General features: G+C 56.6%; 12 protein-coding genes. 2 read left to right on the top strand and 10 right to left on the bottom strand.

Going from position 1 to position 13,855, the window contains the following annotated elements; all coding sequences use genetic code 11:
- Positions 1 to 180: 180 nt before the first annotated feature.
- The 10 genes from motD to flhA form a co-directional block, all read right to left on the bottom strand.
- Positions 181 to 963, bottom strand: a complete 783-nt coding sequence (gene motD, locus KO499_RS15755) for a flagellar motor protein MotD (protein WP_215984721.1) — start codon at positions 961 to 963, stop codon at positions 181 to 183.
- 18 nt (positions 964 to 981) lie between these two features.
- Positions 982 to 1,722, bottom strand: a complete 741-nt coding sequence (locus KO499_RS15750) for a flagellar motor protein (protein ID WP_215984720.1) — start codon at positions 1,720 to 1,722, stop codon at positions 982 to 984.
- Positions 1,722 to 2,885: a protein-glutamate methylesterase/protein-glutamine glutaminase gene (locus KO499_RS15745; protein WP_215984719.1), complete on the bottom strand. Its 1,164-nt coding sequence runs from the start codon at positions 2,883 to 2,885 to the stop codon at positions 1,722 to 1,724. The genes KO499_RS15750 and KO499_RS15745 overlap by 1 nt, the downstream gene beginning before the upstream one ends.
- 54 nt (positions 2,886 to 2,939) lie before the next feature.
- A complete protein-coding gene (locus tag KO499_RS15740; RefSeq protein ID WP_215984718.1) occupies positions 2,940 to 5,066 on the bottom strand; it encodes a chemotaxis protein CheA in 2,127 nt (708 codons plus the stop codon).
- A gap of 16 nt (positions 5,067 to 5,082) precedes the next feature.
- Positions 5,083 to 5,868 (bottom strand): protein phosphatase CheZ, encoded by a 786-nt coding sequence (locus KO499_RS15735; protein WP_215984717.1) that lies wholly within the window; start codon positions 5,866 to 5,868, stop codon positions 5,083 to 5,085.
- A gap of 20 nt (positions 5,869 to 5,888) precedes the next feature.
- A complete protein-coding gene (gene cheY, locus KO499_RS15730; RefSeq protein WP_008173086.1) occupies positions 5,889 to 6,272 on the bottom strand; it encodes a chemotaxis response regulator CheY in 384 nt (127 codons plus the stop codon).
- Between the two features lie 162 nt (positions 6,273 to 6,434).
- Entirely contained in the window at positions 6,435 to 7,178 is a 744-nt protein-coding gene (locus KO499_RS15725; protein WP_215984716.1) for an RNA polymerase sigma factor FliA, read from the bottom strand.
- A gap of 31 nt (positions 7,179 to 7,209) precedes the next feature.
- Entirely contained in the window at positions 7,210 to 8,022 is an 813-nt protein-coding gene (locus tag KO499_RS15720; protein WP_215984715.1) for a MinD/ParA family protein, read from the bottom strand.
- Between the two features lie 71 nt (positions 8,023 to 8,093).
- The gene (gene flhF / locus KO499_RS15715) at positions 8,094 to 9,392 is read right to left on the bottom strand and encodes a flagellar biosynthesis protein FlhF (protein WP_215984714.1); all 1,299 of its coding nucleotides are present in this window, start codon (positions 9,390 to 9,392) and stop codon (positions 8,094 to 8,096) included.
- Between the two features lie 60 nt (positions 9,393 to 9,452).
- Positions 9,453 to 11,633 (bottom strand): flagellar biosynthesis protein FlhA, encoded by a 2,181-nt coding sequence (gene flhA / locus KO499_RS15710; protein WP_215984713.1) that lies wholly within the window; start codon positions 11,631 to 11,633, stop codon positions 9,453 to 9,455.
- Positions 11,634 to 11,850: 217 nt separating this feature from the next.
- On the opposite strand from flhA, the gene upp reads away from it, so the two are divergent.
- Together upp and KO499_RS15700 are read left to right on the top strand one after the other, a co-directional pair.
- Positions 11,851 to 12,489: a uracil phosphoribosyltransferase gene (upp, locus tag KO499_RS15705; protein WP_215984712.1), complete on the top strand. Its 639-nt coding sequence runs from the start codon at positions 11,851 to 11,853 to the stop codon at positions 12,487 to 12,489.
- Positions 12,490 to 12,491: 2 nt separating this feature from the next.
- The gene (locus KO499_RS15700) at positions 12,492 to 13,748 is read left to right on the top strand and encodes a uracil-xanthine permease family protein (RefSeq protein ID WP_215984711.1); all 1,257 of its coding nucleotides are present in this window, start codon (positions 12,492 to 12,494) and stop codon (positions 13,746 to 13,748) included.
- Positions 13,749 to 13,855: the final 107 nt, after the last annotated feature.

The raw sequence follows: 13,855 nt of genomic DNA, 5'->3' as shown, positions 1-13,855 counted from the left end.
AGAACACATCAGTGTGACCCGCAATTACCTGCAGCCACCATTTCGGTTATCGGCCAGTCCCCAGGCAACTTGAACGAATTACGCGGGGACGTCCGGCAAGTTCTTGCCGGCACCTTTTCTCAACGGAGAGTAATACAGGAACCGTGCCAATGGATCTATCCGTATCTGTCGACGACCGGTTCAGCGCATGGCGCCGCGAATACTGGCGTCTCGGGAAATCAGCAATACCACTCGCCGATTTCGCCTTCGCCCCTCTTCGGTATCATTCCGGGCAACCGGCTGATACTGGCCATAGCCGACGGCAGCAAGACGTTCCGGTTCGATGCCCTCCATCACGAGCATCCGCGCCATCGCCGCCGCCCGAGCGGTAGACAGTTCCCAGTTGGAAGGGAAATGGGAGGTATTGATTGGTTGGTTGTCAGTAAAGCCCTCAACCTTGATCGCGTTATCCCGGTTATTCAGGACTGTCGCGATTTTATCAACAACGTCAAACGCGTCGTAATGGGGCTCGGCATCACCGCTGCCAAACAGCAAACTGTTCGGCAGATTCAGCTCCAGCCACTGATCACTGGTCTCAAGGGTCACAACCCCTTGATTAATCAGTTCATCAAACTCCATAGCCAGCTGGTCTGCCATGGCCCGAAGAGCTTCAGTTCGGCCCTGGGCGTCCAGTGCCGGATTTTTGGGAGCCTCAGTAACCGCCGGAGTGATGACATTCTCCGCAGGCGCGGCTGGCGACCGCTGGGGCTGATCACCAATTTCAACAGGTTTGAACGATCGCTGGGGAGCATTGAATACGCCAGTCAGGGTCTCCGAGAGTACCTTGTATTTGCCCTCGTTCACCGACGAAACCGAATACATAACGACGAAAAATGCGAACAGCAGAGTGATGAAATCCGCATAGGAAATCAGCCACCGCTCCTTATTGTGCAGATCGTCCTGGTGCTGCCTACGACGCCGCATAAGTTGGCCTGCCCATGCTTACTGCAGAAAGCCCCGCAGCCGCAATTCTATGGATTTCGGGTTTTCACCCTCGGCGATGGCAATGATGCCGTCTATCATCATATCTTCGTAACGGGTACGTTCCTTGACGATACCGCGCATCTTGTTTGCCACCGGGAAAAACAGGAGATTGGCCAGCGCCACACCGTATATGGTTGCAACAAATGCCGTGGCGATCCCGCTACCCAGAGACTGCGGGTCTTCAAGGTTGGTCATCACCTGTATCAGCCCCATGACAGCACCGATAATACCGATCGTCGGCGAATAGCCACCCATGGCCTCAAACACTTTTGCTGACTCCAGATCCCGCTGCTCACGGGACTCCAGGTCCACTTCCATAATGCCCCTGATAGTTTCGGTTTCAGCGCCGTCCACCAACAACTGCAACCCTTTACGGGCGAAAGGTTCCGGCTCCCGTTCAGCAAGCCCTTCAAGCCCCAGCAACCCTTGTTTCCGGGCTTTTACGCTCCAGTCGATGACCTTTCCGATCCCATCTTCCAGGCTAATGAACGGTGGTACGAACACCCAACGCACCTGGGTAAAGGCCCGTTTAAGGGTGGGCCAGGAAGTCTGCAGGATGGTCGCGGCCAGGGTGCCGCCGATAACAATAATGGCCGCCGGTCCATTGAAAAGGGAACCCAGTGCGCCCCCTTCGAGCAGGTTCCCCCCGAGTATGGCGGCAAAGGCCAGTACGACCCCGAGCAGGCTCAGGATATCCATCAGCAAACACCTTCGACCAGGCGGGGTCCGATGTCGTCAAGCGACAGCACTTCGTCTGTCAGCCCTGCCTTGGCGACCGCCATTGGCATTCCATAGATCACCGATGACTTTTCATCCTGGGACCAGATATCCGACCCACTCTGCTTCATCATTCGGCAACCTTCTTTACCGTCAGAGCCCATACCGGTCAGAATGACGCCCAGAGTCTTGCCCGGAAAGCTCCTGGCCAGAGAACCGAAGGTAACATCGACACAGGGTTTGTAATTAAGTCGTTCGTCGCCGGGTAAAATACGGATTCTGGCCTGCCCGCCCCGGCTCTCAACCATCATCTGTTTGCCGCCGGGCGCCAACAACGCAAGCCCGGGTCGAAGGACATCGCCATCCTCGGCTTGCCGAACCTCGATCCGACAAAGCTTGTTCAGACGCTCGGCAAAGGCGGGCGTAAAGCTGGCCGGCATATGCTGCACCAACACGATGGGGGCGGGAAACGTTGCTGGCAATACCGTCAGTACCCGTTGCAGGGCGACCGGTCCGCCGGTTGAAGTACCGATACCAACGACGGCGTAGTGCTTGGCAGGACCTCGACGGGCATGACGCCTGGGCGCTTCGGTGTCGCCGGCAGGCCCTGCGGGTGGTGTGGAAGCATGTATATCACGGCGCTGACGCGGCGCCGGTTCAGGGCGAGGTCGCGCTGCCGGGCCCGACACCCTTGTAGGTGCTGCCGCCGGTTGTGGGTGAGACAGCGCCGGAGGCCGGGTGCCTGGACGGCTGCGCGCCACATCCAGGATCCGCTCAATCAGAATCTTCTGGAGTTGACTGTTGTCCCGGGCAATTTCTTCGAAATTCTTGGGCAGGAAATCGACGGCACCAGCTTCCAGCGCATCCAGGGTCACTCGAGCACCTTCGTAGGTGAGCGAGGAGAACATGAGCACAGGTATCGGATGTTTACGCACGATTTCGCGTACGGCGGAGATACCATCCATGACCGGCATCTCGTAATCCATGGTAATCACGTCGGGGCGCAGCTTTTCGGCCAGCTCGACGCCTTCCCGACCGTTCGTGGCAGCACCAACCACCTTGATCTGGCCAGAGCTGGTCAGGATTTCCGTCAGCCGTTTGCGAAAAAAGCCTGAATCATCAACGACCAGGACAGAAACTGTCATCCACTTCTCCTACCAATCCATAGTTCTCCGGCCATGGTTACCCTATGGCACGGCTCAGCCGTAATGCTGCAACAGGCTGGGAACATCAATAATCAGCGCAATCCGGCCATCACCGGTAATGGTGGCACCAGCCATTCCCGGCGTCCCTTGCAACGCGCGCCCGAGAGGCTTGATCACCACCTCTTCCTGTCCAACCAGCTGATCTACAACAAAGCCTACCTGTTTGGTACCCATAGCCACGATAACAACATGCGCATTTTCAGGCACTTCCTGGGCGGCGGCCCCGCGAATCAGCCAGCGCTTGATGTGAAACAGCGGGAATACTTTCTCCCGCACCACAATACATTCACGCCCGTCGACGATGTTGGTCTTGGTAAGATCCAGATGGAAAATTTCGACCACATTGACCAGGGGCAATGCGAAGGACTGATCCCCCAGCATGATCATCAGGGTAGGCATGATCGCCAGTGTCAGCGGAACCTTGATGACAATTCGTGAGCCTTTGCCCAACGCCGATTCGATGCTCAACTGGCCGTTAAGCTGGCCAATCTTGGTTTTGACCACATCCATCCCGACACCGCGGCCCGAGACATCTGAAATCTGATCCTTGGTGGAGAAACCTGCAGCGAAAATGAGGTTGTAGCACTCCGAATCCGTCAAACGATCTGCGGCATCCTGTTCGTAAATACCCTTTTCGACCGCTTTCCGGCGCAGCACTTCCGGATCCATGCCGGCACCATCATCCTCGATAAACAACAGGATATGATCGCCCTCCTGCTCGGCAGACAGGGTAACCATGCCCTGACGAGGCTTGCCTGCTTTCTCTCGCACCTCCGGAGCTTCGATGCCGTGGTCGACCGAATTTCGCACCAGGTGAACAAGCGGATCAGACAGCGCCTCAACCAGGTTCTTGTCCAGGTCGGTTTCCTCGCCGTGCATCACGAGATTCACCTCTTTCTTGAGGTTCCTGGCAAGATCACGAACAACCCGGGGGAAACGTCCAAACACTTTCTTTATCGGCTGCATCCGGGTCTGCATCACCGCAGACTGAAGATCGGTGGTGACAACATCGAGGTTCGACACCGCCTTGTGCATGTGCTCGTCCTGGCTGTCGGCACCCAGACGTTGCAACCGGTTCCGAACCAGCACCAGCTCACCCACCATGTTCATGATGTCATCAAGGCGCTTGGTGTCGACCCGTACCGTGGTTTCCGCCGCCGGGGCATTTTCGCGGGCCGGTTTGGCAGGTGCCGCAGCGCCCTTGACGTCCGGTTTCGGTCCTGACTTTGGTTTTTCAGGTTTTGGAGACTGTACTTTCGAACCCGCCGGTTGTTCAGGCGCTGAGGGTTCTTTCGGGACCGGGGTCTCTGTCGCAGCGGAGGATTCAGCCCCTGTTGGAGCGCCACCCTTGCCGTGAAGTTCGTCGAGCAACTTCTCGAACTCATCATCGGTGATCAGATTGTCGCTGCCGACGCTGTCTTCCCTGGCGGCCGGTTTGGCTTCACTGGCACTGCCTTCTTCGTCCGCTTGTGCACCGGCAAACTGCCCTTTTCCGTGCAACTGATCCAGTAACGCCTCGAATTCATCGTCGGTAATCTCGTCGTCACCGGAACCTGCCGGCTCGCCCGCCACTGACGCGGAGTCTGAAGCCGTTGGGTTGCCCCCGGATTTGTCATCCTGCAAGGCATCCAGCAACTGTTCGAATTCGTCGTCAGTGATGTCGCCTCCGTCCTCGGATGGATGATTCCCCTCACCTTCTGATGGGGAACCGGCGACAGGCGTCTGTTCTCCTTCCGGCTCAGCCAGGGCATCCAGGCGTGCTATCAGTCCATCCGGAGCCGGTGTCAGCTCCTCATGATTGCGGACCTGCTCAAACATGGCATTGACGTTGTCCAGGGCCTCCAGAACCACGTCCATTAACTCAGAGTCCACCTTGCGCTTGTGATTGCGCAAAATATCGAAAACGTTCTCGGCGGAGTGGCAGCAACTCACCAGGGCATCAAGCTGAAGGAAGCCCGCGCCGCCTTTAACAGTATGAAAGCCACGGAAGATGGCGTTAAGCAGATCACTGTCATCAGGATTTTGCTCAAGATCTACCAACTGCTCTGACAGCTTTTCGAGGATTTCGCCGGCTTCTACCAGAAAGTCCTGCAAAATCTCTTCATCAGCATCAAACGCCATGCGTTACCCTCTTTATTCAGAAACCGAGACTGGACAACAGGTCGTCCACGTCATCCTGTCCGGAAACTACATCTTCACGCTCATCGGCCTTGATCTGGGGCCCGACGCCCTTTTCTGCAGATTCTTCCTGTACTTCAATCTGGTGTACCGTGCCGGTGAGTTGGTCCACATGACTGGCCATCACCACCAGGCTGAGCATCTGCTCCTCAACCTCTTTCACCAGGGTCGTGACTTTCTGAATGACCTGTCCCGTCAAATCCTGGTAATCCTGAGCCAGCAGAATTTCTGAAAGGTGGCTGTACATGGTGTCGGCGTCGGTTGCCATACTGACGAAAAACCGATCAATCCGCCCATAAAGCTCACGAAACTCGGCCGGCTGCATTTCCCGGCGACGCAGTCGTTGCCATTCATCACGCAGAGCGACAGCCTCGGCTCTCAGTGCGTTGGCCACCGGCATGGCTTCCTCAACCAGATCCATGGTCCGGTTCGCCGCTTCACCGGTCATCTGCACCACGTATTCGAGGCGATCGGAGGCGTCTGTCATCTTTGACAGAGCTTCCTGCTGTTCGGCATTACGGGGGTCAATCTGAAAGTTCCGGATCGCTTCATGCAAGCTTCGGGTCAACCGCCCGACCTCGCGATACAGACTCTGATCCCGAACCTCGCTGAGTTCATTGATCAGAGTCATGGCTTTGGCATAATCACCGGCATCAACTGTCTTTGCCAGTTCTGTAGCCTGCCGCTGGAGCTTTTCCGTCACCTCCGGATCAAGGCCCCGATGGTCCTTCTTGTTATCGCTCATGAGAGCCGTCCGATCTCTGGTTACTGGATTCTTTCGAAGATTTTCTCAATCTTCTCTTTGAGCACCGCAGCCGTAAACGGTTTAACAACATAACCATTTACGCCAGCCTGGGCAGCAGCAACAATCTGATCTCGTTTAGCCTCAGCCGTTACCATCAATACAGGCAGGGTTTTGAGATTCTCATCGGCCCGAACAGCCTTGAGCAGATCGAAACCGGACATGCCCGGCATATTCCAGTCGGTGACCAGAAAATCGTATTTTCCGCTTTTGAGCATTGGCAGCGCTGTGTTGCCATCGTCGGCTTCATCGGTATTGGTGAAGCCCAGATCACGCAGCAGATTCTTGATGATCCGTCGCATTGTGGAAAAGTCATCCACAATGAGGATTTTCATGTTCTTGTCCAATGGGACCTCCAGTTAGTCACACCCGGAATTCGTTTGACCTTCGCGTTCAAAGTCTAGCAGGCCACTGTTTTAACCGCTTATTGTCAGTCCTTTGCTCCGGTTGTAAAGCACCTGTTACCAAAAACTACAGACTGCACCTTCGCGGACACAGGCAGAGCCCGGTCAACTATCTGATTCCTCTCGCCAATCCGACAACCGTCCACGAAGGCGCAAGGCAGCCTGGCTGTGAATCTGACTTACCCTACTCTCACTGACGCCAAGCACTGCGCCAATCTCCTTGAGGTTCAGCTCTTCCTGATAGTACAGACTCAGCACCAGTTTCTCCCGCTCTGGCAGATCTTCAATGGCTTCAGCGAGATTACGCCGAAAGGCATCGGAGGACACCCCCTCCAGGGGATTATCCTGCGTCTCTGTCTGTTCTATCGGCAGCTCTCCGGATTCATTGAGCTCGTCAAGACTAAAAAGTCTGCCACTGTTGGAATCAGACAGGTAGGAATGATATTCAGCCAACTCCATTCCCAGCTCCTTGGCCACTTCCTGATCCTGGGCTTCGCGGCCAAGACGGTCTTCCACCGCCTTGATGGCCTGGGAAATACGGCGGGTATTGCGATGCACGGAACGGGGAACCCAGTCGCCCTTGCGGATTTCGTCGACCATGGCACCGCGAATCCGAATACCGGCGTAAGTCTCAAAGGTTGCACCCTTGGTGGAACTGTACCGCTGAGCGGCCTCAAGCAAGCCCATCATGCCGGATTGCATCAGGTCTTCAAGCTGGACGGAAGCCGGCAGGCGGGCCATCAGGTGAAGAGCAATTTTCTTGACGAGAGGCGCATGCTGCTCAACGAGCTGTGACGGTTTCTGCGCACCCGACTGCTTGTAGATTCCGAGGTTTTTCGCCAATGTCATGTATCCGGTTTCTTGTTTGGCTGGATCCGTTTCAGACTTCGACGAGCCGCTCCACAAAGAATTCCAGATGTCCGCGGGGAGAGGACGGCAACGGCCAGCTTTCTACCTTTTCTGCCAGCGCCTTGATCGCGAGGGAAGCTTTTGCCCTTGGATAGGCATCCAGCACCGCACGCTGTCGCTGAACCGCTTTTTTCACAGCTTCATCGTAGGGGACTATTCCTACATATTGTAGTGCCACATCCAGGAAGCGCTCGGTGACCCGGGTCAGTTTCTCGAACAAATGCCGGCCTTCTTGCTCGTTTCGCACCTGATTGGCAAGAATGCGGAAGCGACTGGTTCCATAATCCCGGTTCATCAGCTTGATCAATGCGTAGGCATCGGTGATTGACGTTGGTTCATCACAGACCACCAACAGCAACTCCTGTGATGCCCTGAGGAAACTCACCACCGATTCGGAGATGCCGGCGGCGGTATCCACGATCAGGACATCAATCTGATCGCCCAGTTCGCTGAAGGCGTTAATCAACCCGGCATGTTCCACCGGGCTGAGCTGGGTCATTCTCTGGGTGCCAGAGGAAGCAGGAACAATCTTGATACCGCCGGGGCCATTTACCAGAACGTCTTTAAGATCACACTCGCCGGACAGAACGTCCTGGAGGTTGCGGTTAGCGGTAATGCCGAGTAACACGTCAATATTGGCCAGCCCCAGATCGGCGTCGAGCAGCACCACTCTCCGGCCTTTCTGCGCCAGGGCAATTCCGAGGTTTACCGACACGTTGCTTTTGCCGACCCCACCTTTGCCGCCGGACACTGCAATCACCTGAACCGGATGTGCTTTGCTCATACTGTTTTTTGTCTCTCGCCACGTTTAGCCGGGTGTGTTAATTCAGACGTTCATTGTCAATCTACCCGGTCTCATGCTCCCTCTGCGACCGCCTGCTCTTGCTGGAACGCTTTCAGCCGATCCACGGCCAGCCGCACCAGCGGAACGGGTTCTGCGTGATGCAAATCTTCGGGAATCTTCTGCCCGTCAGTGTAGTAGGCAACCGGCAGGCCGGTTTCCATGACAAAACCCAGGGACTCACCCAGAGTCAGGGCCTCATCGATCTTGGTCATCACACAACCCGCAAGATTTGCCATCTTATAGCAATGCCAGACGGATTTCATGATGCGCGGCTGACTGGTTGCCGAGACCACAAGATGTGTTTTGATATTGTGATGGCTGCGTGCCAGTTCGGCCAGCTGCTCCTGATATCCTTTATCAGAACTGGTCAAGCCGGCCGTATCGATCAGCACCAGATGACGGTCTGACAACTCATCCAGGATATCGTCAAGACTGTGACTCTCATCCACCACTCGCACGGGCACATTCAGAATCCGTCCGAAAACGAACAACTGTTCATGCGCGGCCACCCGATAACGGTCGGTTGTAACCAGAGCAACCGAGTCAGAGCCGTGCTTGAGCACATAACGGGCTGCCAGCTTGCCGATCGTGGTCGTCTTGCCCGAACCCGTAGGCCCAACCAGCGCATAGGCACCGCCTTCATCCAGCCATTCCATACGAGAAGTCCGGACGCCGGTACACAGCATTTTAAGAGACTGCTTCCAGCCATCCTCCAGGCGGCCAGCCTTGTGGCGCCGGGAAATTGACTCCGCCAGTTCACTACCAAGACCGAATTCCTGTAAGCGTTCAGCCAGCCGCTGCTGAACAGCCGTGGTTGCAGAAACCTCAGGCTCCTGCTTAGACCGGCTACCTTGCATCAGATCCCGTAAAGAACTGATTTCTGCGCGCATCTGCGCAAGCTCGTCGGAATAGGCCTCCTTCGGTGGCTGCGGCAATGGTTCAACATCTTCAAAACCACCGCTAACCTCTTCATGAACGGCAGCAAATGACGAGCCGGCATAATTGGCTCCCTGGGAGGCCCGCCTTTCACGAACTTCCCGGATACGATCCCGGGAACGGCTCAACTCATCTTCAAGACGTCGATGCTGATCTGCCTGCATCTCCGCAAGACGCGACCCGTTGGTGGCTTCTTCTGCCTGGTTACCCAGACGCTGGCGCGCCATGTTTTCGTCATAATCAAGGGCCGTCACAATTTCGACGCCACCATCGACCCGGCGGTTGGAGAGAATGACGGCGTCCGGCCCCATCTGTTCGCTGACCAGCTTAAGCGCCTCTGACATGGTCTGAGCAAAAAACCGTTTTACTTTCATGATGCATCTTCCTCCACCGGCAATGCCGTGCCGGCACTGTCCGCTCTGTCATCCGCGCCGTTACTGGCCAACGGACGCCACGATCGTAATCTGTTTGTTGTCCGGAACTTCCTGATACGAGAGCACATGCAGGCGCTCTACCCCGTAACTGGCAAATTTCGCCAGCACCGGCCTCAGAGGTCCGGATACCAGCAAGATGGCCGGCTTACCGAGCATCTCCTGACGCTGTACGCTCTCCTGAAGTGAGCGCTGGAGCTTCTCAACCATATTCGGCTCCAGAACCAGGCCAATGTCTTCCTGACCGCCGGATTGTTGACTCTGTTGAACTGACTTAAGCAACAACTGTTCCAGATCCGGATCCAGGGTAATGACCGGTATCTCCGATTCGTTGCCGCAAATGCTCTGGACAATCATCCGGCGCAGGGCCTGGCGCGCGACGGTGGTCAGCAGCTTGGGATCCTGACTCTTCGGATGTACGTTCACGATGGCCTCGGCAATGGACCGCATATCCCGAATGGGGACCTCTTCTTTCAGAAGATTCTGCAACACCTTCAACAACAGGCTGATGGAAACGGTCGTGGGCACCAGCTCCTCTGCCAGCTTCGGAGAAACCTTCTCCAGCTGGTCCAGCCATTTCTGGACCTCCTCGTGGCCCAACAATTCGTGAGCATGCTTCTGCAATACCTGGTTCAGGTGGGTGGCGACAACCGTACTGGCATCAACCACGGTGTACCCCAGAGTCTGGGCCTGATCTTTTTTATCAACCTCTATCCAGCAGGCATCCAGCCCAAACGCCGGATCTTTGCCTTCAATCCCTTCCACTTTCCCGAACACCTGCCCCGGGTCGATGGCCAGCTCCCGGTCAGGGTGAATCTCCGCTTCAGCGATGGTCACCCCCATTAACGTAATCCGGTACACGTTGGGCATGAGATCGAGGTTGTCCCGAATATGCACCGAGGGCATCAGGAAACCCAGATCCTGGGACAGTTTCTTGCGAACCCCCTTGATACGGCTCAGCAGCTGACCGCCCTGGGACTTGTCTACCAGCGGAATAAGCCGGTATCCCACTTCCAGACCGACAATATCGACGGTAGACACGTCGTCCCAGCCCAACTCTTTGGTCTCACCAGGTGCCGGAAGCTGACCACCCCGATCGCCCCCGGCCTCACCGCCAGGCGGCAGATCCCGACCCGCCGGTCGAGGTGCCGCACCGGCACCTCCCCGTGCCGGAAATGCGCCCTCATCCTCAACGGTCTGGCGCTGATGCTTCCAGATATACCAGGCCGCAGCCGCGGCCAGTGCACCCAAGCCCAGGAAGGCTACATGAGGCATACCGGGAATGAGGCCGAGCATGATCAGAATACCGGCGGCAATGGACAGAGCCTTGGGCGCACTGAACATCTGCTGGAGGATCTGTCCACCCATGTCCTGGCTGGACGTTACGCGGGTAACCATGATTGCCGCAGACGTGGAGAGCAGCAACGAAGGAATCTGTGCAACCAGACCGTCACCGATGGTCAGCAGTGCGTAGCGCTCCATGGCCAGGCCAAAATCCAGACCGTGCTGGAGCATACCAATGGCAACGCCGCCAATGATGTTAATCGCGAGGATCAACAGGCCGGCAACGGCATCACCTTTCACAAACTTGGAGGCACCGTCCATGGAGCCATAGAAATCAGCCTCCTGGGCGATTTCGGCGCGGCGATGCTTCGCTTCCTCCTGATTGATCAGGCCGGCGTTCAGGTCCGCATCAATTGCCATCTGTTTGCCGGGCATCGCATCCAGAGTGAAGCGAGCACTCACCTCGGATACCCGGCCAGCCCCCTTGGTCACTACCAGGAAGTTGATGATCATCAGGATCGCAAACACCACCAGGCCCACTGCGTAGTTGCCACCGATCAGAACCGCGCCGAAGGATTCGATAACCTTACCGGCAGCGTCTCCGCCCTCGTGACCGTTCAGCAGGACGATTCGGGTAGATGCCACGTTCAGAGCAAGACGCAGCAGGGTCGCAACCAGCAGCACTGTGGGAAAGGAAGCAAATTCCATCGGCCGGAGGGCATAGACACACACCAGCAGAATGACGATCGACAGAGTGATATTGAAGGTAAAGAACACATCCAGCAGAAACGCCGGCATGGGCAGGATCATCATACCCAGCAAACCCATCAGCATGACGGGAATGCCCAGATTTCCGCGCGTCAGGGTTTTGACGTTATTGAGGACTAAAGCTCTGTCCATGCCGGGAACTTCTCCGATTGGCCGTGCCTGCTGGCGTGTTAAAAGTCGAAAATCTGACACCGGAGCGTCGTTTTAAAGAGTTATCGCAAGATCCATACCATCCCTTGGTGATTATACTGAACCGACGCTTTGACGCCTGACTCGCCCTGCCAGATGCGGTATCCTTGCGCCATTTGATCAAAACCCCGAACCCACACTCAGACACACAGGTGACCCCATGCCAATCCACGAGGTAAAACACCCACTGATCCGCCACAAGCTCGGCCTGATGCGTCGTGCGGACATCAGCACCAAGAATTTTCGTGAACTGGCACAGGAGGTCGGTGCTCTGCTGACTTACGAGGCCACCAAGGACTTCTCTCTGCAGGAAAAAACCATCGAGGGCTGGGCCGGACCGGTGAAGGTGGAACAGATTCACGGCAAGAAAATAACCATTGTTCCAATCCTGCGCGCAGGCCTTGGCATGCTGGATGGCGTACTCAGCCTGATCCCCGTAGCCCGGGTAAGCGTTGTCGGCCAGATTCGCAACGAGGAAACCCTGGAAGCCAGCACTTATCTGGAAAAACTGGTCGGTGAACTTGATCAGCGTATGGCATTGATTGTCGACCCCATGCTCGCCACGGGCGGCTCCATGATTTCTACCATCGATCTGCTCAAAAAGGCTGGCAGTACCGAGATCCGGGCCCTGGTTCTGGTTGCCGCTCCCGAAGGCATTGAGAAGGTTCTGGAAAAGCATCCGGACGTGTCCATCTACACGGCCTCTGTTGACGAGCGCCTGAACGAAAAAGGTTACATCCTGCCAGGCCTCGGCGATGCCGGTGACAAGATCTTTGGCACCAAGCAGAAGGACGTTTGAGCATGCAGGACCATACCAATGACCCGGTCTGGAAACAGGCGATAGCCGGCTCACAGATGCTCCTGGTAGCTTTCGGAGCCCTGGTCCTGATGCCTCTGATTACCGGGCTCGATCCCAACGTAGCGCTGTTCACAGCCGGTCTCGGCACCCTGATCTTCCATGTCGTTACCGGTGGCCAGATTCCTATTTTTCTGGCGTCATCCTTTGCTTTCATCGCACCGGTTATCGCCTCCAAGGGCCGGTTCGGCATGGAAGAAACCCTCGGCGGCCTGATGGCTGCCGGTATTCTCTACATCATTCTCAGTGGTCTGGTGCGTCTGCGCGGAACCGGCTTTGTCCGTCGCCTCCTGCCGCCCGTTGTGATCGGTCCGGTCATTATGACAATCGGTCTCGGTCTGGCTCCGGTTGCGGTTCATATGGCGTCTGGCCGCACGGGTGATGGTGCCGCCCAGCTGATCCCCTACGACACCGCCATCTGGATTGCCATGATTTCTCTGGCGGTCACCATCATTATGTCGGTCTGGAGCAAGGGCATTTTCCGTCTGATTCCGATCATGTTCGGGGTCATCACCGGCTACATCCTGTCAGCTTTTGCCGGCATTGTGGATACCACACCGATTCAGGAAGCCGCCTGGTTTGCCGTCCCCAATTTTGTTGCACCATCGTTCAGTTGGGGCGCAGTCCTGTTCATGATCCCCGTGGCCATTGCTCCGGCCATCGAACACATTGGCGATGTTCTGGCCATCGGCAACGTGACCCGCAAGAACTATCTGGAAAAGCCAGGCCTTCACCGCACCCTCCTGGGCGACGGCCTCGCCACCAGCGCAGCGTCGATGCTTGGCGGACCTCCCAACACCACTTACTCGGAAGTCACCGGCGCGGTCATGCTGACCAAGAACTTCAACCCCAAAGTCATGTGGTGGGCCGCCTGCATTGCCATTGTCCTGGCCTTCGTGGGCAAATTCGGCGCGGCACTGCAGACCATTCCGATACCCGTCATGGGCGGCATCCTGTGCCTGCTGTTCGGCTCGATTGCCGTTGTCGGCCTAAACACCCTGATCCGCCACCAGGTGGATCTGTCACAGTCCCGTAACCTGGTTATCGTGGGTGTCACTCTGGTGTTTGGTATCGGCGGCATGGTGCTCGGGCACCTTGAAGGCATCGCATTGTGCGCGGTGGCTGCCATTATCCTGAACCTGCTGCTCCCCGGAAGCCAGGAGGCGTGGGGTAAAGCCATCCATGAGCCGAAAGCTGACTGACAGCTCCGGCATCACTGCCCTACCGGTGCCGCCCGGCACCGGTAGGGTCTTTGCCAAGACACTCTAGAAGCACTCGGCGGCTTACCTGAAGCCGCTGCCCGCAGCCA

Origin of the sequence: Marinobacter sp. F3R08 (assembly GCF_018860425.1) — a bacterium.
GTDB lineage: Bacteria > Pseudomonadota > Gammaproteobacteria > Pseudomonadales > Oleiphilaceae > Marinobacter.
This window is presented reverse-complemented; position numbering and strand designations above follow the sequence as displayed.